Origin of the sequence: Amycolatopsis sp. NPDC051128 (assembly GCF_040682715.1) — a bacterium.
Lineage (GTDB): Bacteria > Actinomycetota > Actinomycetes > Mycobacteriales > Pseudonocardiaceae > Amycolatopsis.
Genome location: NZ_JBFBBN010000029.1, coordinates 40,094 through 65,585, shown reverse-complemented (window position 1 = coordinate 65,585; position 25,492 = coordinate 40,094). Strand labels below are relative to the sequence as shown.

Here is a 25,492-nt window from a genome sequence, read left to right as displayed (position 1 = left end):
ACAGTTTCACGGCGCACCCCGCCGCCGCCCCGCACTCCTCCGAGGAGTACTCGTGACAATGTTGTCTCGTCCTCTCCGTGCAACCGCTCTCTTCGCCGCGTCGCTGCTGGCGCTCTTCACGCCGGCACCCGTGTCCGCTTCGCCCGCGGCGGCCTTCAAGGTCCTGGTCTTTTCGAAGACGACCGGCTTCCGGCACGACTCCATCCCGGCCGGCATCGCCGCGATCCGGCAACTGGGCCAGCAGAACAACTTCACGGTGGACGCGACCGAGGACGACTCGCAGTTCACCGACGCCAACCTCACCCAGTACGCCGCCGTGGTGTTCCTCAACACGACCGGTGATCCGGTCGGCACCCAGGCCGGGAAGGACGCGTTCCAGCGCTACATCCAGCACGGCGGCGGGTTCGCCGGCGTCCACGCCGCGTCCGATGGCGGGTACAACTGGGCCTGGTACGGCCAATTGGTCGGTGCCTACTTCAAGCAGCACCCCGCGCAGCAGAACGCGGTGGTCAAGGTCGAGGACCGGAACCACCCGTCCACGCAGGGCCTGCCCGCCCAGTTCACTCGTTACGACGAGTGGTACGACTTCCGCGCCAGCCCGCGGCCGTCCGTCCACGTTCTGACCACTGTGGACGAATCCAGTTATTCGGGCGCCACGATGGGAGCCGATCACCCGACCACCTGGTGCCGGAACTTCGACGGTGGCCGGTCCTGGTACACGGGGATGGGCCACACGATCGCCAGCTACAGCGAGCCGAACTTCCTGCGCCTGCTGCTGGGCGGGATCCAGACCGCGGCCGGGGCGGTCCCCGCCGACTGCTCGGTCACCACGACACCGCCGCCGGTCGGGAAGCAGATCGTCGGCACGCAGTCGGGCCGGTGCGTGGAGGTGCCGAACGCGTCGACGGCGAACGGGACGCAGGTGCAGCTGCGCGACTGCGTCGCCGCTCAGCCGAACCAGACGTGGACCTACACCGCGGGCAAGCAGCTGATGGTGTACGGGAACAAGTGCCTGGACGCGTCGGGCCGTGGCACGGCCAACGGCACGGCGGTGATCATCTGGGACTGCTCCGGACAGCCCAATCAGCAGTGGAATGTTAACGCGAACAACACGATCACCGGTGCGCAGTCGAACCTGTGCGTCGACGCGAACGGCCAGGGCACGGCCAACGGCACGAAGATCATCCTGTGGTCCTGCGGTGGGCAGACCAACCAGCAGTGGACCCTGCGCTGAGCCGTCTTCGCGTACGCCCGTTCCTTTACGCCTGGAGGAGAGTTCGCCATGTCCGGAAGATCCGCACTGCGCCGCGGCGCGCTCGCGGTGGCCGCGTTCCTGGTCGCCGCCGTGGTTCCGGTGCTCACGACACCCGCGAGCCCGGCCGAGGCGGCGTTGCCGCCCGACTCGAAGTTCCAGAAGGTGACGCTGCACACCGAGACCTCCAACCCGATGGCGCTGGACGTGGCGCCGGACGGCCGGGTGTTCTACATCGACCGGCTCGGTGACGTGAAGGTCGTGAAACCCAACGGCACCACGGTCCTGTCGACGCACCTGAACGTGTTCACCGCCAACGAGTCCGGCGGGCTCAACATCGCGCTGGACCCCGGTTTCGCGACGAACCAATGGGTGTACGTCTACTGGTCGCCCAACGGCGCCGACGTCGACCGGCTGAGCCGGTTCACCGTCAACGGCGACACGATCGACCAGTCGACCGAGAAGCAGGTGCTGAACGTCCCGGTGCAGCGGGCCGAATGCTGCCACCACGGCGCCGGCCTGGCCTTCGACAAGACGAACGGGAACCTCTGGCTGGCCGTCGGCGACAACACCAACCCCTTCGCTTCGGACGGCTACAGCCCGCTCGACCAACGGCCCGGCCGCGCGTACTGGGACTCCCAGCGCACCGCGGGCAACACCAACAGCCTGTCCGGGAAGCTCCTGCGGATCCACCCGGAAGCCAACGGCACCTACACCAACCCGGCGGGGAACCTGTTCGCGCCCGGGACGGCCAACACCCGTCCCGAGATCTACATGATGGGCGAGCGCAACCCGTTCCGGATCGGCCTCGACCCGAAGACCGGGTATCCGCTCGTGGCCAACTACGGCCCGGACGCGGGCAGCGACAACCCGAACCGCGGCCCGCGGAACACCGTGGAATGGGACGTGGTCAGCAAGCCCGGCAACGCCGGCTGGCCCTACTGCATGGGCCCGAACCAGGCCTACAACCAGTACAACTTCGCCACGAACACTTCGGGACCGAAGTTCGACTGCGCCGGCGGCCCCACCAACAGCTCGCCGAACAACACCGGCCTGACCAAGCTGCCGCCGGCCATCCCGGCCCAGGTGTACTACCACTACAACGCCGACCCGGCGCACTTCCCGCAGCTGTCCGGCGGCGCGCCGATGGCCGGGCCGGTCTACCGGTACGACCCGAACCTCAACTCGGCGCGCAAGTGGCCGGTCGACTTCGACGGCCGCGCGGTGTTCGCCGAGTGGAACACCAGCTCGATGTACACCTTCCAGCTGGACAGCGGTGGCACGAACGTCACCTCGATCGACCGGCTGCTCCCGTCGGTCAAGTTCAACCGCCCGATGGACTTCGACTTCGGCCCGGACGGCGCGCTCTACGTCATCGAGTGGGGCAGCGGCTACGGCGGCGGCAACGCCGACGCGTCCATCGACCGGGTCGACTACCTCGGCGGCGGTTCGGCCTCGCCGGTCGCGAAGGCCGCCGCGGACCGCACCAGCGGGCCCGCCCCGCTCACGGTGAACTTCTCCAGCGCCGGCTCGACGGATCCGGGCGGCTCCGCGTTGCGGTACTCGTGGAACTTCGGGGACGGCACCACGTCCACCGAGGCGAACCCCAGCCACACCTACGCCGCGGGCAACTACACCGCCCTGCTCACCGTGACCAACGCGGCCGGCGCCACCGGGACCGCGAGCATCACCATCACCGCCGGCAACAACGCACCGACGCTGACCATCACGAATCCACCGGCGGGCGGGATGTTCGAGTGGGGTGACAAGGTGAACTTCGCCGTCACCGTCAGCGATCCGGAGGACGGGACGATCGACTGCTCGCAGGTGACCGTCCAGGCCATCCTCGGCCACGACGAGCACGGTCACCCGCTCGACCAGTACCACGGCTGCTCCGTCCAGGTGCAGACCACGCTTTCCTCGGGCCACAGCGAGGGCGACAACATCTTCTACGTCCTCGAAGCGTCTTACACGGACAAGGGCGGGCCCGGCGGCGCCAACCCGATCACCGGCCGCTCCCAGGTGATCCTGCAGCCCAAGCACAAGCAGGCCGAGTTCTTCGCCGCCACCGGCCGCACCGCGGACGGGAAGGGCACCGACACCGCGGGCGTCGCGGTGGAAGCCACCACCGATCCCATGGGCGGCGGCAGCAGCGCGGCGTTCATCCAGGACGGTGACTGGTGGTCCTTCGACCCGGTCGCGCTGAACAACATCACCGGCCTCGAGGTCCGGGCTTCGGCGGGCGGCTCCGGCGGAACCCTCGAGGTGCGCCGGAACGCCCCCGACGGCACACTGGTCGCCTCGGTTCCGATCGCCGGAACGGGCGGCTGGCAGAACTGGCAGAACTTCACGGCCACCATGGCCAACCCGCCCGCCGGGACCGGCAAGCTCTACTTCGTGGCCCGCAACCCCGCCGGCCAGACCGGAGCCGCGTACCTGTTCAACGTCAACTGGCTGCACTTCGCCGGCGCCGGGGTCGGCCTGCCGGGCACCCCGCCACCGGTGGGGAAGCAGCTCGTGGGCACGCAGTCGGGCCGCTGCGTCGAGGTGCCGAACTCGTCGACGACGAACGGGACCCAGGTGCAGCTGCAGGACTGCGGCAGCCAGGCCGCCAACCAGCGGTGGACCTACACCAGCGGCAAGCAGCTGATGGTCTACGGGAACAAGTGCCTCGACGCGTCCGGCTCCGGCACGGCCAACGGCACGCAGGTGATCATCTGGGACTGCCACAACCAGACCAACCAGCAGTGGAACGTCAACGCCAACGGCACGATCTCCGGCGTGCAGTCGGGCCTGTGCGTCGACGCGAACGGACAGGGCACGGCCAACGGGACGAAGGTCATCCTGTGGTCCTGCGGCGGCCAGGCCAACCAGCAGTGGACGCTGCGATGAACCGGCTCTTCCGCGGTCTGCTGGCGATGGTGCTGCTGCTGCCGCTCGCGGCGTTCCTCACCGCAGGCCCGGCAGCGGCCGCCACCTTGACCAAGGTCAACGACTTCGGCCCCAACCCGACCAACCTCGGCATGTACCTGTACGTGCCGGACAAGGTCGCACCGAAGCCGGCGCTGCTCGTGCTCGTGCACTACTGCGGTGGCTCGGCGGGCGGGATCTTCAACGGCAACGGGCACGACTACGTGACGGCGGCCGACCGGTACGGCTACGTCATCGTCGTGCCGGAGGCCACCCGGGAGGGGCACTGCTTCGACGTGTCCACGAAGGCGGGCCTGACCCGCAACGGCGGCAGCGACTCCACCGGCGTCCTGTCGATGGTCGCCTGGGCCCGCCAGCGCTACAACGTGGACCCGGGCCGCATCGTGGTCAGCGGGTTCTCTTCGGGGGCCATGATGACGAACGTCCTGGCCGCCGAGTACCCGGACGTGTTCGCCGCCGGCTCCGCGTTCTCCGGCGTGCCCGCCGGGTGCTTCGCGACCACCGACGGTTCGCTGTGGAACAGCCAGTGTGCCGGCGGGAACGTCATCAAGACCGCGCAGCAGTGGGCCGATCAGGCGCACGCCATGTACCCCGGTTACGCGGGCGCCTATCCGAGGATGCAGCTGTGGCACGGGAACCAGGACACCACCCTGGCCTACCCCAACTACGGCGAAGAGATCAAGCAGTGGACCGCCCTCCACCAGCTGACCCAGCCGCCGTCCTTCACCGACCACCCGCAGTCGTCCTGGACGCGCACCCGCTACGGCATCATCGGAACCCTGGCCACGGTGGAAGGCATCACCATCGCGGGCACCGGCCACACCCTGCCGCAGGCGGGGATGCTCGCCTACGCGATTTCGTTCCTCGGCCTCGACAACGGCGGCGGACCGGCGCCCGCGAGCGCTCCGGTGCGCTCGGTGGCCGCGGGGCGGTGCCTCGACATACCGGGCCAGTCGACGACGCAGGGCACGCGGACCCAGATCTGGGACTGCCACGGCGGGACCAACCAGGCGTGGACCGCCACCGCGGCGGGGGAGCTGACCGTCTACTCCGGTGACACGCTGCGTTGCCTGGACGCCGAGGGCGGCGGGACCGGCGCGGGCACGGCCACGATCATCTGGGCGTGCCACGGCGGGACCAACCAGAAGTGGCGCATCAACGCCGACGGCACCATCACCGGGACGCAGTCGGGGCTCTGCCTGGAGGTCGCGGCGGGCTCGACCGCCAACGGCACGGCGGTCCGTCTCGGAACCTGCACCGGCGGGCAGAACCAGAAGTGGAGCGGCCCCACCCCGACCTAGGCGACCACGACAGCAGGCCTCCCGCGCCGATCCAGCGAGAACGAGGAGAACAGCAAGATGTGGCGACATTTCCGGCACCGCGGCACGCTGGTCCTGGCCGTGCTCGGGGTCGTGCTCGGGCTGCTGACCGTTCCGCGGGCGTCGGCCGCCGACAACCCGTACCAGCGGGGTCCGGATCCCACCCCGGCCGGCATCGCGGCCGCCACCGGCCCGTTCGCGACCGCGCAGGCGACCGTGCCCAAGGGCAACGGATTCGGCGGCGGGATCGTCTACTACCCGACGGACACCAGCCAAGGGACCTTCGGCGCCATCGCGATCGCTCCCGGCTACAACACCGCGTGGCGGCCGTACGGGTGGCTGGGCCCGCGGCTGGCCTCCTTCGGGTTCGTGGTGCTCGGCATCGATACCAACAGCCTCAGCGACTACGCCGACGCCCGCGCGGACCAGCTGCTCGCCGGGCTGGACTGGCTGGTCGCGAGCAGCCCGGTGCGGGACCGGGTCGACCGGAACCGGCTCGCGGTGGGCGGCCACTCGATGGGTGGCGGCGGCGCGCTGGTCGCGGGCACTCGGCGGCCGTCCCTGATGACCGCCGTCGGCATGGCGCCGTACGTGCCCAACGGGAACCTGTCCGGCATCAAGATCCCGACGGTCCTGTTCGGCGGCCAGGCCGACACCACGGTGACCCCGTCGTACCTGGCGAGCGCGTACGCCACGATCCCGGCCACCACCCAGCGCGCCTACCCCGAGATCGCGGGGGAGGGCCACGGGTTCCCCGCCGGTGGCGGCGGCGGGAACTCGGGGGCCTTCGCCCGGGTGATGATGATCTGGCTGAAGGTGTTCATGGACGCCGACGCCCGCTATTCGTCGTTCCTGTGCCCGTCGCTGTCGAACACGAGCGGGATTTCGAAGTACCAGGCGAGCTGCCCGCTCGGACCGCCCGGCGGACCGGTGCCGCCCACGGACACGTCCCGGCTGGTCAACACCAACGCCGGCCGGTGCCTGGACGTCCCGAGCCAGTCCCAGGCCAACGGCACCCAGGTGGCGCTCTGGGACTGCAACAGTGGCGCCAACCAGCAGTGGACGACCACGTCGGGCAAGCAGCTGCAGGTGTACGGCACCAAGTGCCTCGGCGCCGACGGGACCTCGGCGGGAGCGAAGGCGGTCATCGGGGACTGCGGCGGCGGAGCGGCGCAACAGTGGAACCTCGACGGCGGCACGATCACGAACGTCCAATCAGGACTGTGTTTGGACGCTTCCGGCGCCGGCACGGCCAACGGCACCAGAGTGATCCTCTGGACCTGCAACCACGGCACCAACCAGCAATGGACCCGGAGCTGAGCGCGGGTCCGACCACAACCCTGGAGAACAACGATGTTCGAATACCAGAGGGAGTCGCGTGATGGTGAGGTATAGAACCCTGCTCGGGTCGTTCGCGGTCGGGGCGCTGCTCGCCGCGGCCACGGCGGGCCCGGCGCAAGCCGCTGACCTCGGCGCCCCCGCGCCGGCGAGAGCCGCCGCGGCGAGTGCCGGTTGTGGCAAGGCGCCGACGTTGGCGAGTGGTAACCACACGATTTCCAGTGGCGGGCAGAACCGCAGCTACATCCTGCGGGTGCCGGCCGGTTACGACAACAACCGGCAGTACCGGTTGATCTTCGGGTTCCACTGGAACGGCGGCACCGCGAACGACGTCGATTCGGGTGGGACCGATGGGTACAACTGGTCCTACTACGGGTTGCGGCGGTTGGCGGACCAGGCGAACAACGGCACGATCTTCGTGGCGCCGCAGGGCAACGGCAACGGCTGGGCCAACCCGAATGGTCAGGACCTGACGTTTGTCGACGACATGGTGCGGCAGCTGGAGGCGGGTCTGTGCGTGGACACCTCGCAGCTGTTCGCCGGGGGGTTCAGCTACGGCGGGGGGATGAGTTACGCGATCGCCTGTGCGCGGGCGTCGGTCTTCCGTGCGGTGGCGGTGTATTCGGGGGCGACGCTCAGTGGCTGCAACGGTGGCACGCAGCCGATCGCGTACATGGGTTTGCACGGCCTGCGGGACAACGTCCTGAACATTTCGCAGGGCCGGTCGCTGCGTGACAGGTTCGTCCGGAACAACGGCTGTACGGCGCAGAACCCGCCGGAGCCGGCGCAGGGCAGCCTGAGCCACGTCGTGACCGCGTATTCCGGGTGCCGGGCGGGCTATCCGGTGGTCTGGGCGGCGTTCGACGGGGGCCACGACCCCGGTCCGCGGGATGGGTGCACCTGCGGCGGCTGGCAGACCTGGACGTCGGGTGAGGTGTGGAAGTTCTTCACCCAGTTCGACTCCAACACCGAGCCCCCGAAACCCCCGGTGCAGACCGGCGTGAACTACACGCTGGTGGCCGACCACAGCGGCAAGCTCATCGAAATCAGCGGCGCCTCCACCGCGGCCGGCGCCCTCCTGCGGCAGTGGTCGGCGACCGGTGGGCAGAACCAGCAGTTCGACTTCGTCGACTCCGGGGACGGCTACTACCGGATCAGGGCCCGCCACAGCGGGATGGTGCTCCAGGTGGCGGGTTCCGGCACCGGCGCGGACATCACCCAGCAGCCGGATACCAACGCCACCAACCAGCAGTGGCGGGTGGTCGACCAGGGCAACGGTGTGGTGAGCCTCATCAGCCGGCTGAGCAGCTTGGCGATGGACGTCTGGGGAGCGTCCACCGCTGACGGCACGCGCGTCTCGCAGTGGACTGTCAGCGGGAACGCCAACCAGCGGTTCCGGGTCCAGCGTGCGTGACGTCGTGATCGGTCTTCCGGAGCCTGGTCCGGGCGCGCGTGTGGTTCCGGTGCCGGACGCGTGCGGATCGGGGGTGTCCGTCGGAAATCTTCCGGCGGGCGCCCCCGCCCGGCGCGGCACCGGGATATCCTGGACCAAGCCCACCGGACAGAGTCGTCTTGGGAGAGCGAACGTGTCCGCCGTCGAGTCCTCTGATCTCCGGCCCACGCTGGCCGACGTGGCGCGGGCGGCCGGCGTGTCGATCGCCACGGCGTCGCGCGTGCTCAACGGTTTCCCCGGAGTGAGCCCGGAAACGCGCAAGCAGGTCGAGTCCGCGATGCTCTCGCTGGGCTATGCCCGGCAACGAGCGGCGAGGGCGACGTCCGGCGGGCGCACCGGGTCGATCGCGCTGGTGGTGTGCGAAGAAGTGCCGCGGTTGTTCGCCGATCCCTACTTCGCGCGGATCGCCGCCGTAGCCGGCCGGGAACTGACCGCGGCGGGCATGCAGCTCGTCCTGCTCACGGTGCCCGCGACGGAGAACTACCAGACGCCGGTGGTGCGGTACCTCGACGGCGGGCACGTCGACGGCGCGCTGGTCGTCGGCATGCACGGCCGTCGCCCGCTCGACCTGGACTGGGTGGGCATTCCGGTGGTGTTCGGCGGGCGCCCGGTCCAGGAAGGGGGAGCCGGCCGGGTTTCGTACGTCGACGTCGACAACCGCGGCGGCGCGCAGCGCGCCACCCAGCGCCTGATCGACGCGGGCCGGCGCACCGTGGCGACCATCGCCGGACCCCAGGACATGACCGCCGGCCTGGACCGGTTGCTCGGCTACCGCCAGGCGGTGGCGGGTGCCGGCCGCGCCGACCGCGGCCTGGTGGTGTTCGGCGACTTCGGCCAGGCCTCCGGCGAGCACGCCACCGCCCGTCTGCTGGACCGGCGACCGCAGGTCGACGCCATCTTCGCCGCCTCCGACATGATGGCGGTCGGTGCGATGCGCGCGCTGCACCGTGCGGGCAGGCGAGTGCCCGGCGACGTGGCCGTCATCGGGTTCGACGACCTGCCGATCGGCCGCCGGACGGATCCGCCTCTCACCACCGTCCGCCAGCCGATCGAGGAGATGGGTGTCCGGATGACCGCCGAGTTGCTGGCGATGGTCAGTGGCTCGGCCGCACCTCGCTGCGCGGTGCTGGACACCCAGCTCGTCCTGCGGGAAACCGCCTGACCGGATGATCGCGGGTCGCGTGGTTCGGCGACCCGCGATCATCCGGAGTTTCCGGCAAAGTCGCTTTCCGCCGCGGGCGGCTTCCCCGCTCGGCTTGGTGTCGCGAAGCCCGCCCGATCTCCGAAGTCGAGTCCTACCGCCAGTAACCCGGATCTCGCGTGATTGAGCACGTAACTCGCGTGATTGAGCACGTAACTCGCGAGTTACGGCTTCAATCACGCGAGTTACGGCTCTGATCACGCGAGATCCGGGCCGGATCACGCGAATGAGTCATTCGCGACCAAGGAACCCTTTGCCGGGCCCCTGGCGATCATCCGGGGAGTTTTCGTTCAGGAGCAGGAAATCCCGTTCAGGGTGGGCGAGCTGAACGGCGGGGTGCCGCCGGTGAAGTTCGCGTTGTAGCCGATGGTGACCGAGCCGCCGGTCCCGATCTTCCCGTTCCAGGACGCGTCCGTGACCTGCACGGTGTCACCCGTGTCGGTCCAGGTGCCGTTCCAGCCCTGGCTGACCGTGACGCCCGGCGCGGAGAACGTGAGCTTCCAGCCGTTGGTGGGCGTCCCCTGGTTCTTGATGACGACCTCGGCGGTGTAGCCGCCCTGCCACGCGTTGCCCACCTTCTGCGTCACCGTGCAGGAGCCGGTGCTCGTCGGGGTGGTCGAGGTCGTGGGGAACGGCGTGCTCGGGGCCGTGGTGACGGTCGGATTCGTGGTAGGGGTGGTCGGCGGAACCCAGACACCGGCGGCCGCCAGGTCGTAGGCCCGTTGCGGGACGAACTGGCCCGCCGGGGCGATGCAGCCGTCCGCCTCGCCCGGCGGCTTGACCCAGAGGAACGCGGCGATCTGCCCGTCACCCGTGGCGTCGGTGCTGGCCGTGCCGATGCCACGGCCCGCCGGGTCGCACCACTCGCTGCCGAGCGGTCCGTTGCCGTTGCGGCTCGTGTCGATTACCGCGCGGAGCCGCGAGTCGCCCAGCGAGTTCAGCACCGCCTTGGCGAAGCCCACCTCGTCGCCGGTCGCCCGGTAGTTGGAGACGTTGGTGGAGATGCCGTCGGCGCTGTTGGAGATGTCGGCGGCACGCAGCCGCGCCGCGGCGTCGCCGGGCGACAGCCACGCGGAGTGACCGATGTCGAAGTACACCTTCGTCTGCGCCGACCCGGACTTCAGCTTCTTGCCGGCGTAGGCGATCGACGCCTTGGTCTGGTTCTGCTGGTCGGCCGACTGGCAGTTCGTCATCAGCGGGAGCACGTCGGGCTCGAGCACGATCGCCGCCGGGCGGCCCGCGATGCCGGCGGACACCTGGTCGATCCACGCCCGGTAGGCCTCGTGGGACGGGGCACCGCCGGCACTGGCCCCGCCGCAGTCGCGGTTCGGGATGTCGTAGACGACCATGATCGGGATCTTGCCCGCGGCCGCGGCGGCGCTGACGTAGGCATCGACCTCGCCCCGCACGGTGCCGGTGTTGGTGGTGGTGAACCACCTTCCCTGCGGCGTGTTGGCGATGCGGTCCCGGATCATCGGCTGCCGGGGGTCGCTGAGGTTGGCGGCGAACCACTTGGCCGCGGCCGTGTCGGGGTCGACGTAGAACGGCGAGGAGGCGGCGCTCGCGCTGCCGCCCGCGGCGAGAGCGGTGGCACTCGCGAGGACCGTCGCGGCGAGCAGACCACCGGCGACCGTCTTGCCTCGCCCACGGGCCGTGTTCCGGGGCAGCCGTTCGGGGTGCGCGTCTGGGAACATCGAATGGGCCTCGCGCCCGTTTGTGGCGCGTACCGGCTTCGTCGATCTCATGAGTCCTCGCAGCGTCGTCGCAGAAGGGACGACTGGGAGCGCTCCCAGTCACCGAAACTGTAACTGGCGGGAGACTGATAGAAAAGAACTTTCGACGTTTCGAACATCCCCCTGATCGTGTTGTTCCCGGGCCCGCACCGCCACTGGCGCGTCGACCCTCTGTCCGGAGCCGTAAAGTTGTGACCACGAGCAGCGGATGAGGGGTCGATGACGGAGACGACGCCGCACAGGCGACGGCGGGTGCAGGCCAAGCGTCCGCCGACCATCCACGACGTGGCCGCGCACGCGGGTGTTTCGCGTGGCACGGTTTCGCGGGTGTTGCAGGGTGGGCACAACGTGAGTCCGGCGTCGCGGGAGGCGGTCGACGCGGCGATCCGCAAGCTGGGGTATGTGGTGAACCGGGCGGCGCGGAGTTTGGTGACTCAGCGGGCGGGGTCGGTGGCGTTCCTGTTGTCGGAAACGCAGGACCGGTTTTTCGAGGATCCCAACTTCACCACTCTGTTGCGGGGTTGTACTCAGGCGCTGGCGGCGCACGATATCCCGTTGGTGGTGATCACGGCGGGCACGGAGGCAGAGCGTCGTCGGATCACGCCGTTTTTGTCGGCGCATCATGTGGATGGGGTGCTGCTGATTTCTTCTCATCGTGGCAGTCCGATGGTCGGGCATCTGCGGCGGGCGGGGCTGCCGTTCGTGTGCTGCGGTAAGCCGTTGGGTCAGCGTGGCAAGGTGTCCTACGTGGCCGCGGATGACCGGGAAGGTGCCAAGGAGATGGTGCGGTACCTGCTGGAGTCCGGGCGGGAGCGGATCGCGACGATCGCGGGGCCGCAGGATTCGCCGGGTGGGGTGGAACGGCTGGCCGGTTATCGTGAGGTGCTGGCCGAGCACGGCGTCGCGCCCGATGAGCGGCTGGTCGAGGTGGGGGACTACAGCTGGGCGAGCGGGGAGGCGGGTATGCAGCGGCTGCTTGCCCGGGTCCCGGATCTGGACGCGGTGTTCGTCGCCTCGGATCTGATGGCCGATGGTGCGTTGACCGCGATCGGGCGGACGGGTCGCCGGGTGCCCGCCGACGTCGCTGTCGGTGGGTTCGATGATTCTCCGGTCGCATCCGCGGCGCGGCCGCCGTTGACCACGATGCGGCAGCCGTGGGACCGGATCAGTGAGACGATGGTGGGTCGGCTGCTGGCCCAGATCGGTGGGGAAGGTCCGGCCACGGTGATCCTGCCGACCGAGCTCGTGGTCCGCGAATCGGCCTGACGCCGGCCACCCGTCGTCAAGAGACTTTGCCGGGCCCGTGAGGCCTGAGGGCCGGGGTGCGGATCTTGCTGGGCTGTGCACGTTCACGGGAAATTGTCGAACAACCTTGAAAATTTCCCACCGGTGCGGTTCCATGCGTTTACAGTCGTGCGTAGCTGATCGGGTGCGTTCACCGCACCCCTTGTCCCGGATTGTCACGTCGTCGATCAAGGGAGATCGAATGACCGTGTACCGCACCGGCCGCACCGCGAAGGCCGCCGTGTTCCTGGCGGCGGTCACCCTTTCCGCGGTGCTCCCCGCACCCGCCGCTTCGGCGGCGAACACGCTCACCGTGCTGGGCGCGGACGTCTCGACCGCGCAACGCGCGCTCGATCTCGGCGCGAAGTACTCCGACGCGAACGGCGTCGCGGGGGACCCGCTGGACATCCTCAAGGGCGCCGGCGTGAACTACGTGCGCCTGCGCGTCTGGAACAACCCGCGCAGTGGATACAACAACAAGGCCAAGATCCTGCGGTACGCGCAGACGGTGAAGGCCAAGGGCCTCAAGCTGCTGGTCGACTTCCACTACTCCGACACGTGGGCCGACCCCGGGACGCAGACCAAGCCCGCCGCCTGGGCTTCGCACGGCATCGGCGCGCTCCAGACCGACGTCTACGACTACACCTACGACGTCTGCTCCGCGCTGAAGGCCCAGGGGACGGCACCCGACAGCGTGCAGATCGGCAACGAGATCAACGTCGGTATGCTGTGGAACGACGGCAAAGTCGTCGACAACAACTTCACGAACCTCGGCCTGCTGCTCAAGGCGGGCTACAACGCCACCAAGGCGTGCAACGGCGCCACCCAGGTGATCATCCACACCGCCGACGCCGACAGCGACGCGCATGCGCGCTGGTTCTACGACGGCATCCGGGCGAAGGGCGTCCAGTGGGACATCACCGGCCTGTCCTACTACTGCTACTGGCACGGCACGATGGCGAACATGGCCGGGGTGGTCTCCGACATGCGGTCCCGCTACGGCAAGCCGGTCGTCCTCGCCGAAACCGCGTACCCCTACACCACGGCGAACCACGACGGCACGCCGAACGTCATCTCGGCATCGCAGCCGTGCTCGGGGTATCCGGCCACCCCGGCCGGGCAGGCGGCGAACTTCACCGCGGTGCAGAACACCGCCCGCGGCGCCGGCGCGATCGGCGTCTTCTACTGGGAACCGACGTGGTACGCGGTACCCGGCAACGGCTGGGACCCGGCCGACATCGCCCATTCCGGCAACGGCTGGGAGAACCAGGCCGTCTTCGACCGCACCGGCCGGCTCCACCCGAACATCCGGTGGAGCCCCTGACCGGGCCCACCGGCCGGCACCGGGCCGCGGCGACGCGGAGCTCAAGTAAGCGCTTTCTTGACCGGGTGGACCGGAGTGATTCGCCAGGCCGGAGTGCGACCCGAGGTGGGAGCGCTCCCAGTTCGGAGATCATCGAACAGGAGGACTCATGCCGCACCTACGCACCGCGCTCCTCATGGCCGCGGTGGCCGCCGCCGCACTGGTTCCCGTTCCGGCGGCATCGGCCGCCGCGCGGGTGCCCGCACAGTGCACGGGCACCGCGCCGATCAAGTGCCACTTCGACGTCTCCCCGGGCAACTACGACGTCGCCGTCGGGCTCGGCAGCTCCTCGAAAGCGGCGAGCACGTCGATGTCGGCAGAAGCACGCCGGCAGATCCTGGCACCCGTCTCGACCGGTGCGGGCCAGATCGTTCCCACCACCGTCACGGTCAACGTGCGCAACCCGGAGGGCCAGCCCACCGGCCAGGGCGGCACCGGCACCGCGGGCCTGGACATCACCTTCGGCGGCAGCGCGCCCGCGATCAGCTCGCTGACCGTCACCGCGGCCAACGCCCCGCTGGTGGCGTACCTGGCGGGCGACTCGACCGTCTGCGACCAGCCGGTGGCGCCCTACACCGGCTGGGGCCAGATCCTGCCCGCGAGTGTGCGCGGCGGCGCGGTGGTCGCGAACTACGCGGACTCCGGCGAAAGCTCGGGGAGCTTCCTGGCCAACAGCGCGCTCTTCCCGAGGATGAAGCCGCTGATCAAGAGCAAGGACCTGGTGTTCATCCAGTTCGGGCACAACGACAAGCAGACGTCGGCGACGGCGTTCCGCGACAACCTCACCAAGCTGGTCGACGGGGCGCGCGAGCGCGGCGGCATCCCGGTGCTGGTGACCCCGCCGGTGCGGCGGCTGTTCAACGGCACCAAGCTGACCTCGACCGCGTTGCACGTCAACGGCGTCGGCGTGGACCTGCCCGCGGTGATCCGGGCGCTCGGCAAGAGCGCGAACGTGCCGGTGATCGACCTGACGGCCAAGAGCAGGACCCTGGTGGAGTCCCTCGGCCCGTCGGCGTCGCAGAAGATCTACCTCACCCAGGCGAGCGACGGCGTCACCGACAACACGCACTTCTCGACCTACGGCGCGACCCAGATGTCGAACCTCGTCGTGCAGAGCATCCGCGAGCTGAACCTGTCACTGGTGAGCTTCCTGCGCTGAACCTTCCCCCCGAACAGAAACGAGGCGGACCATGCCGATCAGCACGAAGTCGCGAGCCGTGGCGTTCGCGGTGGCCTTCGCGGCCGCGGTGACCACCGTGGCGCACGCGGGCCCGGCGGGAGCGACAGCCGTTCCGCGGGCGAGCGGCCCCCAGATCGACAAACTCGACCGCGGGGTGGTCAGCGTCCACACCGCACAGGGCAACCGGGTCGGCTGGCGGTTGCTCGCCGACGATCCGGCCGGGGTGACGTTCACCGTCTACCGCGACGGCGCCAAGGTGACGTCGGCTCCGCTCAGCGGGCCGACCGGCTTCCTGGACGTGGGTGCGCCGGCGGGTGCCCGGTACACCGTGCGCGCGGTGGTCGGCGGTGTGGAGAGGATGTCCGCTTTCGCCGCGGAGGATTCGCTGACGCTCGACAGCGTCCAGGGAGCCGCCGCGAGTACCCGGGACATCCCGATCCAGCTCCCGCCGGGCGGGACGACCCCGTCCGGTGAGAGCTACACCTACAGCGCGAACGACGCCAGTGCCGGCGACCTGGACGGTGACGGCCAGTACGAGATCGTGCTGAAGTGGGATCCGAGCAACGCCAAGGACAATTCGCAGTCCGGCTACACCGGTGACGCCTACGTCGACGCCTACAAGCTGGACGGCACCCGGCTGTGGCGGATCGACCTGGGGCGCAACATCCGCGCGGGCGCGCACTACACGCAGTTCCAGGTCTTCGACTACGACGGCGACGGCAAGGCCGAGGTCGCGATGAAGACCGCGGACGGCACCCGGTCGGGCACCGGCCAGGTCATCGGCAGTGCGAGCGCGGACTACCGCAACTCGAGCGGCTACGTCCTGTCCGGCCCGGAGTTCCTGACCATGTTCAACGGGCAGACCGGGGCGGCGATGTCCACGGTGAACTACGACCCGCCGCGCGGCACGGTGTCTTCGTGGGGTGACAACTACGGCAACCGGGTGGACCGGTTCCTGGCCGGGACGGCGTACCTGGACGGGTCGCGGCCGAGCCTGATCATGAGCCGTGGCTACTACACGCGGACGGTGATCGCGGCCTGGGACTTCCGGAACGGCGCGCTGACCGAGCGGTGGAAGTTCGACTCGAACTCGGCCGGCTCGCAGTACGCCGGACAGGGCAACCACCAGCTGGCGATCGCGGACGCGGACGGTGACGGCCGGGACGAGATCGTCTTCGGCGCCATGGCCATCGACGACACCGGCCGGCCGCTGTGGAACACGCGCAACGGTCACGGCGACGCCATGCACGTCGGCGACCTGATCCCGAGCCGCCCGGGCCTGGAAGAGTTCAAAGTGGACGAAGACAAGTCCAAGCCGGCCGCCTGGATGGCCGACGCGAAGACCGGGCAGATCATCTGGCAGAACGCCTCCTGCAACTGCGACAACGGACGCGGGGTCTCGGACGACATCTACGCCGGCAGCCCCGGCGCCGAGTCGTGGTCGTCCGCGGTGTCCGGGCTGCTGAACACCAGCGGCCAGAACATCGGGCGCAAGCCGTCCTCGACGAACTTCGTCATCTACTGGGACGGCGACGCCCAGCGCGAGCTGCTGGACGCCACCCACATCGACAAGTACGGCACCGGCGGGGACACCCGGCTGCTGACCGCGTCGGGCGTGCACGCGAACAACGGCACCAAGAACACGCCGGCGTTGCAGGCGGACCTGTTCGGCGACTGGCGCGAGGAGGTCATCTGGGCGACCTCGGACAACCGGGCGCTGCGGATCTTCTCGACCACGGACTCCACCAGCATCTCGCACGTTTCGCTGATGCAGGACCGGCAGTACCGCGAAGCCGTCGCCTGGCAGAACACCGCCTACAACCAGCCGCCGCACCCCGGTTTCGCGATGGCGAGGTGATGGCCTCGTGCCGGTGGTGCCCAGCGCCACCGGCACCGTTCGTCGGCCTGCCCTGAACCGTGTGGCCCCGCCCCGGCGCGGGTGGTGAGAGACTTCGCGCATGGACGACCGTGCCGCGATGGAGCTGATCGCGCGGGCCCGGGCCGAGACCGCGAGCCTGGCCGGGGCGCTCGCGCGGCAGCGGGACGGGATCGTGGCAGCGTCGGAGTTCACCAGCAACGACGACGAGCACGACCCGGAAGGCGCCACGATCGCGTTCGAGCGGGCGCAGGTGCAGGCGCTGCTGCGGCAGGCCCAGGACGACCTCGCGGATCTCGGCCGCGCCGCCGAGCGGGTGCGCGCGGGCGTCTACGAGGTGTGCGAACGCTGCGGCGGGCCGATCGCGGAAGGCCGTCTCGTCGCTCTCCCGGCGACACGGATCTGCATCGCCTGCGCGAACAAGGCGCGCTGAGCTACCGGCCCGGCACCCGGCCCGGCGCCCGGCAGTGGCATTCTGGCCCGGTCCGGATTTCGCGCTCGACCTTCACCACGCTGTCCTGACCCCAGAGGAGTTGCTTCGGATGCAGTACCTGCTTTCCGTGGTCCACGACGAGACCGGCCTTGCCGACCTGGACGAGCAGGCTGCGATCGACGTGTTCAACGATCGGCTCCAGGCCGACGGGAACTGGGTCTTCGCCGGTGGGCTCGGGGCACCGGTCAACGCCACCGTCATCGACAACCGGGGCAAGGAAGCCGTGATCACCGACGGTCCGTTCCTGGAGTCGAAGGAGTACCTCGCCGGCTTCTGGATCATCGAGGCACCCGACCTCGATGTCGCGCTCGAGCTCGCCGCCGAGGGGTCGAAGGCCTGCAACCGGAAGGTCGAGGTGCGGCCATTCCTGGCGGAGTGAGCGTGGCCGACGTCCGCGAGGCCGTCACCCGGGCCCACCGCGAGGAATGGGCCCGCGTGGTCGCCGCCCTGACCAGGCGCTTCGGTGACCTCGACATCGCCGAGGAGGCGGCCGCCGAGGCCTTCGCGACCGCCGTCGAGCGGTGGCCGGCCGACGGCGTGCCCCCCAACCCCGGCGGCTGGCTGACCACCACCGCCAACCGCAAGGCCATCGACCGGCTCCGGCGTGAGGAGAAGCGCGACGGCAAGCAGCAGGAGGCTCGGATGGTGCTCGACGACAGCCCGCCCGAGCCGCCCGGCGCCATCGACGACGACCGGCTCCGGCTGATCTTCACCTGCTGTCACCCGGCGCTGGCGATGGAAGCCCGCCTGGCGCTGACGTTGCGCATGGTCGGCGGCCTGACCATGCCCGAGATCGCCCGGGCCTTCCTGGTGGCCGAAAGCGCCATGGGGCAGCGCATCACCCGCGCGAAGGCGAAGATCAAGGCGGCTCGCATTCCCTACCGGGTGCCGTCCGCCGAGGACCTCCCGGCCCGCGTCTCCGGCGTGCTCGCCGTCCTGTTCCTCGTGTTCAACGAGGGCTACCTGGCGACCGGCCCCGACACCGGCCCGGTGCGCCACGAGCTGACCGCCGAGGCGATCCGGCTCACCCGCCTGATCCGTGTCCTCCTGCCGGACGACGGCGAAGTGGCCGGGCTGCTGGCGCTGATGCTGCTCATCGAGGCGCGCCGCCCGGCCCGGGTCTCGGCCGGCGGTGAACTGGTTCCCCTGGCCGAGCAGGACCGTGGGGCGTGGGACGCGACGCTGATCGACGAGGGGCATCGGCTGGTGCGCGAGCGGCTCGCCGCGGCCGCCGCCGGGGTCGCTCCGGGTCGCTACCAGATCCTCGCCGCGATCAACGCCGTGCACACCTCCGTCCGCGACGTCCGCGACACCGACTGGACGCAGGTCGTCGCCCTCTACGACCAGCTCGCCCGCGTCGACCCTTCGCCGATGGTCGCCCTCAACCGGGCGATCGCGGTCGCGGAGCTCGACGGCCCGAACGTGGCACTGGCGGTCGTCAACCGGCTCGAGAACACGCTGGCCGGCTACCACGCCTACCACGCCACCCGCGCCGAACTCCTGCGCCGGACCGGCCAGGACCAGCAGGCGCGCGCGGCCTACGACCGGGCCATCGACCTGGCGGGCAACACCGCCGAGACCGCCTATCTGACCCGCCGCCGCGATCAGCTGAGGTAGCCGGGAATCCCACCGCTTTTGCCGGATTCGGCTACACCCTGCTGTCCGGTGAGCGCGGTGCGTGGACTTTCCGCACTTTCGAAGGTGCAGTGCCCGGCCCTCTTCGGAACGATGAACACCTGCCCTGCTCGAGGACTCACACCTGACGTTCCGGAAATTGTTCCGAATGCGGTGTCGGATCGGGCCAGGGGTGTTCGTAGCAGGGATGAGAGGTCGCCCAAAAGGGGCGCCCCGACGGAGCCGAGAAGGACGTTGCTCATGACTACCGTGAAGGAGCCGGGTGCGGTCACCACACACCGCTCCAGTCGCTCGATGTGGGCGATCCTGGGGGTGGTGCTGCTTGCCGACGCTCTCGACGTGATCGATGCAACAGTCACGAACATCGCCGCTCCCACCATCGCCGCCGAGCTCGGCGGCGGGGAGAGCCTGATCAAGTGGCTGGGACCGGCATACATGCTCGCCATGGGTGTCCTGCTCGTGGTCGGCGGACGGCTGGGTGACAAGTTCGGCCAGCGCAAGCTCTTCCTGATCGGCGTAGCCGGGTTCACCCTGGCCTCGGCCGTCGCCGGGTTCTCGCCTGACCCGGCTTTGCTCATCGTGGCCCGCGTCGCTCAAGGAGCGTTCGGAGCACTGCTCATTCCGCAGGGAATGGCCATCATGACGAAGAATTTCGATCGTGAAATGCTCGGCAAGGCGTTCGGTCTGTTCGGCCCGGTTCTCGGTATTTCCAGTGTGGCCGGCCCGGTTCTGGCCGGATTCATCATCAGCGCCGACATCTTCGGTCTCACCTGGCGCCCGATCTTCCTGCTGAACCTCGTCCTCGGCGTCATCGGGCTGATCGTGGCCGTCAAGGTGCTGCCGCGCGACGAGGGCGACCGGTCCACCGTCGTCGACGGCTGGGGCTCCGGTCTGCTTTCGGTGACCATGCTCGGGCTGCTGTACGGCCTGATCGAGGGTTCGACCAACGGCTGGGGAGCGATCGCCATCGTCTCGCTCGTCGTCGGCGTCCTGTTCTTCGTCGCCTTCGCCTACCGCCAGCGCACCGCGGCCGACCCGCTCATCATGCCTTCGCTGATGAAGAACCGGGGCTTCACGTCCGGCATGCTCGTCGGCCTGGTCGCCTTCGCCGCCGGCACCGGCCTGATCTTCGTGCTGTCGCTGTTCCTGCAGGCAGGGCTGCACGCCAATGCGCGCGACACTTCGCTCGGCCTGGTGCCGCTCACCCTGGGGCTCATCGCCGCCGGGTTCACCGCCATGGGTGGTCTGGTCGCGAAACTCGGGCGTCGGCTCGTCTTCATCGGCCTGACCCTCGCCCTCGTCGGTTGCGGGTGGGTCTTGGCCCTCGTCGAGGGCTACGGGACGGACGTCAGCCTTTGGGCACTGGCCCCGGCGTTGTTCGTCGTCGGCGTCGGTATCGGCTTCAGCTTCGCCACGATCCCGACCGTCGCTCTCGGCGACGCGAAGCCCGAAGAAGCCGGCAGCGCCAGCGGCTCGCTGAGCTCGATCCAGCAACTCGCTTCGGCGATCGGTTCGGCCGCGGTCACGTCGGTCTTCTTCGGGGCCGCGACGTCCGGAATGGCCGAGGCGATGGAAATCACCTTGATCGTCGTCCTGGCCGTCACTGCCCTCAGTATCCCGATCGTCGCCCTGATGCCCCGCAAGGCGCCGGCAGGCCCTCCCGGCCCGCCTCCCGGCGAATAACGAACCGAACGTGGCGAGGCGGCCGGCCGACGTGGTATCTCCGAACCCGTCGGCCGGCCGTCTTTTCCTGCCGCGCAACGAAGACAGGCGTTCTGCCTCGGCGGGCGCCGACCCGGCCCGCTACGCCCGGAAATAACAGGTGCGGGGTGCGATCGGCAGCGTCGAGTCCTGGTAGGCGGTCATGCAGAGCTGGGTGGTGATCTGCTCCGGGAGGGAGAAGACTCGTTCGTTCCAAGGGGTTCCTGGGACGACCTGACGGCTGAAGGTCGTCGACGTGTCGTAGGTGACGCCCGGGTAGCCGAGCCAGTACCACCGGCGATCCGTCCGGACCGAGACGGTGTGGGGTGCCGTGCACTGCGCTGTCCAGCTCCAGTACTGGGGATTCAGCATCGCAGTGCAGTCGGCGAGCGGGGTGGCGGCGCTCGTGGACGGCCCCGTCACCGCCAGGCTTGCGAAGGCGGTCACGGTGGCGGCGGCGAGGGTGAGCCCGTTCTTGCCGAATGTGCGCAGTGACAGGGAAGCGGCATGGAACCAGGATGCCGACACGCCGGCCGATCCTCAAGTGAGCAGACGGGTGTCGCTGTCCTGGAATGGTGACAGCCGGGACTAGGGCGTGTTTCTCGGATCCGTCACCGGCCGTTGAAGGTGCGTTCCCGGGTCCGGCCGTCGACGCTGTCGCCGAAGAGGCGGGCGTCCTGGCCGGGGGCGTGGTCCGCGGACTTCGGGACCGGGGGCGCGTGCAGTTGTTCCGTGCGCAGGCGGGGCAACGCGTACGGATGTGCCCGGCGGACCCACCGCACGAGCTGTTCGCGCACCAGGCAGCGCAGGTCGAACAACGTCGGCGCGTCGGCCGCGCTCACCAGCGCACGCACCCGGATCAGGGTGTTCAGCGCGTCGGTCACCTGCAGCACGCTGACCCGGCCGTCCCAGAGGTCGGTGTCACCCAGGATCCGGCGCAGTTCCTCGCGCATTTCCTCCACCGGCACCGACCAGTCCAGATCCAGCTCCACCGTGCCGAGAAGCGCCGCTTCCCGGCGGGTCCAGTTTTCGAACGGCTGGGACATGAAGTACGAAGTGGGCATCACGAGCCGGCGGTCGTCCCACAGGTGGATCACCAGGTAGGTCAACGTGATGTCCTCGATGCGGCCCCACTCGTTCTCCACGATCACGACGTCGTCGAGCCGGATCGCGTCGCTGAACGCGATCTGCATCCCGGCGAACACGTTGCCGAGCAAGGATTGGGCGGCCAGCGCGGCCACCGCGCCGACGACCCCGGCCGAGGCGAGCAAGCTGGTGCCCGCGGCCCGCGCCATCGGGAAGGTCATCAACATCGCCCCGAACGCGATCAGCGCGACGCCGGCGATGGTGATCCTGCGGACCAGGGTGACCTGCGTCTGCAGCCGGCGGGCGTGCCGGTTGTCCGGGACGTCGACCCGCAGCCGCGACAACGCGGCCTGCTCGATGGACGTCAGGGTCCCGGCGACGAGCCACGCCCCGACCCCGATCAACGCCAGCCCCAGCCCGTGGCTCACCGGCTCCCGCCACGGCCCGTCCGGGAGGCCGAAGGTGCAGGCGCTGCGCAACGCGACCACCGCGGCGAACCACAGAAGCGGCCGGTGGGCGTGCACGGTCAACGCGGCCAGGATCGCGGAACGCCGCCCCAGCCGCCGGACCACCCGGCGGAAGAGGTGCTCGGCGACGAGGAAAACCCCGAACGCCAACGCCGCGACGACCACTGCGGACACCAGCCGTCCCCACCCCTCGGACACTCGTACCTCCCTTCGCCCTGCGTTCCGTTAGGCGTACCCACAGCGGCTGGTTCCCGACACGGTGGCTGTTCTCACAGCGCTGCCAGTCCTGGTACGGCTCAACTGCGGCCGAGGGCGCGCGTGCGACCAGGTCCTCTGTTCAGCTCTTCCGCCTCCTCACCCTCCTTTGTGGTCAGGTGAGGGTGTCCACGACGTAGGCGGCGGCCTCGGCGATGAGGGCTTCGTCGTACTTCGCGTCGGTGGTGGACTTGCTCGACATGATCGAGACGGCCAGCGGTGCGGAGTTCGGGGGCCACACGACGCCGATGTCGTTGAGCGTGCCGTACTCCCCGGTGCCAGTCTTGTTCGCCACGCGCCACCCCTGCGGTATGCCGGCCCGGATTCGCTTGGCCCCGGCGACAGTGCGCTCCATCAGGTCGCGGAGGAAGTCGCGCTTGTCGGCCGGCAGGACGTTCCCCAGCACGAGTTGCTGGTAGTCCGTGCCGATCGCCCGCGGTGTGGTCGTGTCACGCGGGTCGCCGGGCGTGGCCTCCGTGATGACGGGCTCGATCCGGTCCATCCGGGTGACGTAGTCGCCGAGGCCGCGCAGGTACGCCGTCAGCCCGGCCGGGCCGCCGAGGTCGCGGAGCAGCAGGTTGCCCGCGGTGCCGTCGCTGAAGCGGACCGCCGCGTCGCACAGGTCGCGGATCGTCATGCCGGTGGCCACGTGCTTCCGGGTGACGGCGGAGCTCTTCATCAGATCGGCTTCGGTGTAGGTGACGACGGTGTCCAGGTGCGCCATGGGGTTGCGGAACAGGACGGCCGCCGTCGCCAGCCCCTTGAACGCCGAGCAGAACGCGAACCGCTCGTCCGCCCGATGGGTGATGGTCGTCCCGGAGCCGGTGGCGACGGCGTAGACACCCAGGCGTGCGTCGAACTTCCGCTCGAGGTCGAGCAGGTGGTCGTTCAGCTCGGGCGGCCGGGTGGACGCGGGTGACGTGCTGGTGTTCGGCGCCGTGGCGGCGGGCGCCGTGGCGGCGCACCCCGCCAGCGGCAGCAGCGCGAACGCCTTGAGCAGAGTGCGGCGAGGAGCCGTGGACATCGTCCCTCCGATGATCGGTTACCGGTGGCACCCAGCGTCGCAGGAAGATCGAATGCCGTCCAAGACGGAAACCGCCGCATTGATGCTGGTTCGGCATATACGGTGGTCACATGGACGTCATAGCGGCTTGCCGGGCCTTCGTCGCCGTGAGCGGGCGCGGCAGCTTCACGGTCGGCGCGGCGGCGGCCCGCATTCCCCAGTCCGTCGCGAGCCGGCGCATCGCGGCCTTGGAGCGACACTTCGGCGCCCAGCTCCTCATCCGGTCCTCGCGGAGCGTCGCGCTGACCCCGTTCGGCCAGGAGATGCTGCCGTCGGCGCGGCGGCTCGTCGAACTGGCCGAGGCGATGGAGCACGACGCCGAACAGGCCAGGCAGCATCCCTTCCGGCTGGCGGTGCCGGAGGTCTGCGGTGCCCGCCCGCTCGCCCGGCTCGTCGCCGAGGCCAGGGCGCACGAGCTGAACCTCGATCCGCGCCCGGCCGGACCGGACCGGCGCGCCGAACTCGCCCGCACGCAGGAGGTGCGTGCGGCCGTCATCGCCGTGCCACCTGACGACGGCGCGTGGCGGGTGCCGTTGGGTCTCGCCGGCCACGCCGATCCCGGCGACGCGTCGGCGATCTACGTGGAGACGCTGCGCGCGGGCCGCGCCGAGCGGGACACCCGCCGACGCCGAGTGCTGATCCAAGCCGAGGACGACGTGCCCCACGTCGGGGACCGCATCCGGCGGCTCGGGCACGCCGTGGGGCTGCAACCCGCCCAGGTCGTCGTGACGAGCTCGCTGGTCGCGGCGACGGCCGAGGTGCTGACCTCGACCGACCTGCTGCTCAGCTCGCGCGGCCAGGCCGACGAACTCGGGCTGCACTGGCGGCCGGTCGGCGAGCTGGCCGCGGCGCGCGGCTACGACGTCACGGCCCGGTCCCGGGACGACAGCAGGCGCGTCCGGTCGCTGCCGCCCGCGCTGCTCGGGCGCTGCCTCGGCGTGCCGGACGGGGAACCGCGATGGGCATGACCAAGGTGCTCGGCGACGCCCGGCAGGCCCTCCACGAAGCCGGCCTGCGTGGCTCGTTCCTCGTCCGCGACCTCGACACCGGCGACGAGGTGGGCATCGACGCCGACGTCGAGTACCCGGCCGCGTCACTGGTGAAGGTGCCGCTCGCGGTCGCCACCCTGGAACGCGTGGGGCGCGGCGAGCTGGACCCGGCCACGCCGATTTCCGTGTCGCCCGGCCGCAGCACGATCCCCGGCCCGATCGGCCTGAGCAAGTTCCGCCACCCCGCCATGATCGCTCTGGAGGATTTGCTCTACCTCAGCACTTCGATGAGCGACAACGTCGCGGCCGACGCCCTGTTCGCGCTCACCCCGCCCGCCGCGGTCACCGCCGAGCTGCGGCGGCTCGGCCACGACGGCATCGCCGTCCGCCACCTCATGGCGGACCTGGTCGACACCCCGGCCGAGCGGTTCCCGCGGGCCGAGGCCCACCTCGCCCACTCCCTGGCCATCACCGCCGGGACGGCGGGCCACGGCCACCCCGTGCCCCAGCTCGACGTCAGCCGCGCGAACGCCGGGTCCGCCCGCGCGTTCGCGGACCTGCTGCACTCCCTGTGGCGGCCGACGACCATCGAACCGACCGTCGCGGCCCGGGTGCGCGAGCTGATGGGCGACAACATCGTCCGGCACCGGCTGGCACCGGACTTCATGTCCGACTCGTCGCGGTGGTCGTCCAAGACCGGCACCCTGCTCAACCTGCGGCACGAGGTGGGCGTGGTCGAACACGCCGACGGGCAGGCGTTCGTCGTCGCCGCCCTCACCGAGTCCCGCGTGCCCGCCGCCGTGCAGCCCGGCGCGGAGGCGCTGATGGCGCACGTCGCCAGGACACTGCGCGACGCGCTGCGGACGTCGTGAG

At 70.0% G+C, this 25,492-nt stretch carries 20 protein-coding genes; 16 read left to right on the top strand and 4 right to left on the bottom strand.

Annotated elements, in window-relative coordinates:
- Window positions 1-130 precede the first annotated feature (130 nt).
- The 6 genes from AB0M82_RS26940 (at window position 131) to AB0M82_RS26915 (ending at window position 9,455) form a co-directional block, all read left to right on the top strand.
- On the top strand, window positions 131-1,234 hold the full coding sequence (locus AB0M82_RS26940; RefSeq protein ID WP_364727234.1) for a ThuA domain-containing protein: 1,104 nt from the start codon (window positions 131-133) through the stop codon (window positions 1,232-1,234).
- A 48-nt stretch (window positions 1,235-1,282) separates the two neighbouring features.
- Window positions 1,283-4,144: a PQQ-dependent sugar dehydrogenase gene (locus tag AB0M82_RS26935; RefSeq protein ID WP_364727231.1), complete on the top strand. Its 2,862-nt coding sequence runs from the start codon at window positions 1,283-1,285 to the stop codon at window positions 4,142-4,144.
- Window positions 4,141-5,484 (top strand): PHB depolymerase family esterase, encoded by a 1,344-nt coding sequence (locus AB0M82_RS26930; RefSeq protein ID WP_364727229.1) that lies wholly within the window; start codon window positions 4,141-4,143, stop codon window positions 5,482-5,484. The genes AB0M82_RS26935 and AB0M82_RS26930 overlap by 4 nt, the downstream gene beginning before the upstream one ends.
- 57 nt (window positions 5,485-5,541) lie before the next feature.
- Window positions 5,542-6,822, top strand: coding sequence for an RICIN domain-containing protein (locus AB0M82_RS26925; RefSeq protein ID WP_364727227.1), 1,281 nt, complete (start codon window positions 5,542-5,544; stop codon window positions 6,820-6,822).
- A 61-nt stretch (window positions 6,823-6,883) separates the two neighbouring features.
- The gene (locus AB0M82_RS26920) at window positions 6,884-8,254 is read left to right on the top strand and encodes an RICIN domain-containing protein (RefSeq protein ID WP_364727224.1); all 1,371 of its coding nucleotides are present in this window, start codon (window positions 6,884-6,886) and stop codon (window positions 8,252-8,254) included.
- Window positions 8,255-8,426: 172 nt separating this feature from the next.
- Window positions 8,427-9,455 (top strand): LacI family DNA-binding transcriptional regulator, encoded by a 1,029-nt coding sequence (locus AB0M82_RS26915; protein WP_364727221.1) that lies wholly within the window; start codon window positions 8,427-8,429, stop codon window positions 9,453-9,455.
- A 329-nt stretch (window positions 9,456-9,784) separates the two neighbouring features.
- Here AB0M82_RS26915 and AB0M82_RS26910 read toward each other — a convergent pair whose 3' ends face one another.
- A complete protein-coding gene (locus AB0M82_RS26910; RefSeq protein ID WP_364727219.1) occupies window positions 9,785-11,188 on the bottom strand; it encodes a glycoside hydrolase family 6 protein in 1,404 nt (467 codons plus the stop codon).
- A 258-nt stretch (window positions 11,189-11,446) separates the two neighbouring features.
- Between AB0M82_RS26910 and AB0M82_RS26905 the strand changes: the two genes are divergently transcribed.
- The 8 genes from AB0M82_RS26905 (at window position 11,447) to AB0M82_RS26870 (ending at window position 20,741) form a co-directional block, all read left to right on the top strand.
- Entirely contained in the window at window positions 11,447-12,493 is a 1,047-nt protein-coding gene (locus AB0M82_RS26905) for a LacI family DNA-binding transcriptional regulator (RefSeq protein ID WP_364727217.1), read from the top strand.
- A gap of 220 nt (window positions 12,494-12,713) precedes the next feature.
- On the top strand, window positions 12,714-13,835 hold the full coding sequence (locus AB0M82_RS26900; protein ID WP_364727214.1) for a glycosyl hydrolase 53 family protein: 1,122 nt from the start codon (window positions 12,714-12,716) through the stop codon (window positions 13,833-13,835).
- A 148-nt stretch (window positions 13,836-13,983) separates the two neighbouring features.
- On the top strand, window positions 13,984-15,033 hold the full coding sequence (locus tag AB0M82_RS26895; RefSeq protein ID WP_364727212.1) for a rhamnogalacturonan acetylesterase: 1,050 nt from the start codon (window positions 13,984-13,986) through the stop codon (window positions 15,031-15,033).
- A gap of 31 nt (window positions 15,034-15,064) precedes the next feature.
- A complete protein-coding gene (locus AB0M82_RS26890; RefSeq protein ID WP_364727210.1) occupies window positions 15,065-16,912 on the top strand; it encodes a rhamnogalacturonan lyase in 1,848 nt (615 codons plus the stop codon).
- A gap of 100 nt (window positions 16,913-17,012) precedes the next feature.
- Window positions 17,013-17,363, top strand: coding sequence for a TraR/DksA C4-type zinc finger protein (locus AB0M82_RS26885; RefSeq protein ID WP_364727207.1), 351 nt, complete (start codon window positions 17,013-17,015; stop codon window positions 17,361-17,363).
- A gap of 109 nt (window positions 17,364-17,472) precedes the next feature.
- Window positions 17,473-17,802, top strand: coding sequence for a YciI family protein (locus AB0M82_RS26880; protein WP_364727205.1), 330 nt, complete (start codon window positions 17,473-17,475; stop codon window positions 17,800-17,802).
- A 2-nt stretch (window positions 17,803-17,804) separates the two neighbouring features.
- Window positions 17,805-19,040, top strand: coding sequence for a DUF6596 domain-containing protein (locus AB0M82_RS26875; protein ID WP_364727202.1), 1,236 nt, complete (start codon window positions 17,805-17,807; stop codon window positions 19,038-19,040).
- A gap of 48 nt (window positions 19,041-19,088) precedes the next feature.
- On the top strand, window positions 19,089-20,741 hold the full coding sequence (locus AB0M82_RS26870; protein WP_364727199.1) for an MFS transporter: 1,653 nt from the start codon (window positions 19,089-19,091) through the stop codon (window positions 20,739-20,741).
- A gap of 120 nt (window positions 20,742-20,861) precedes the next feature.
- Here the strand turns inward: AB0M82_RS26870 and AB0M82_RS26865 are convergent, their stop codons facing one another.
- The 3 genes from AB0M82_RS26865 to bla all read right to left on the bottom strand — a co-directional run bounded on the left by AB0M82_RS26865 (window position 20,862) and on the right by bla (window position 23,591).
- The gene (locus AB0M82_RS26865; RefSeq protein ID WP_364727196.1) at window positions 20,862-21,287 is read right to left on the bottom strand and encodes a hypothetical protein; all 426 of its coding nucleotides are present in this window, start codon (window positions 21,285-21,287) and stop codon (window positions 20,862-20,864) included.
- Window positions 21,288-21,370: 83 nt separating this feature from the next.
- Window positions 21,371-22,510, bottom strand: coding sequence for a mechanosensitive ion channel domain-containing protein (locus AB0M82_RS26860; RefSeq protein ID WP_364727193.1), 1,140 nt, complete (start codon window positions 22,508-22,510; stop codon window positions 21,371-21,373).
- A gap of 172 nt (window positions 22,511-22,682) precedes the next feature.
- Window positions 22,683-23,591, bottom strand: a complete 909-nt coding sequence (gene bla / locus AB0M82_RS26855; RefSeq protein ID WP_364727190.1) for a class A beta-lactamase — start codon at window positions 23,589-23,591, stop codon at window positions 22,683-22,685.
- A 110-nt stretch (window positions 23,592-23,701) separates the two neighbouring features.
- Between bla and AB0M82_RS26850 the strand changes: the two genes are divergently transcribed.
- Together AB0M82_RS26850 and AB0M82_RS26845 are read left to right on the top strand one after the other, a co-directional pair.
- The gene (locus AB0M82_RS26850; RefSeq protein WP_364727187.1) at window positions 23,702-24,598 is read left to right on the top strand and encodes a LysR family transcriptional regulator; all 897 of its coding nucleotides are present in this window, start codon (window positions 23,702-23,704) and stop codon (window positions 24,596-24,598) included.
- Window positions 24,595-25,491 carry a serine hydrolase gene (locus AB0M82_RS26845; RefSeq protein WP_364727360.1) on the top strand — a complete coding sequence of 299 codons (897 nt, stop codon included), beginning with the start codon at window positions 24,595-24,597 and terminating at the stop codon, window positions 25,489-25,491. The genes AB0M82_RS26850 and AB0M82_RS26845 overlap by 4 nt, the downstream gene beginning before the upstream one ends.
- The last annotated feature ends 1 nt before the right edge of the window (window position 25,492 follow it).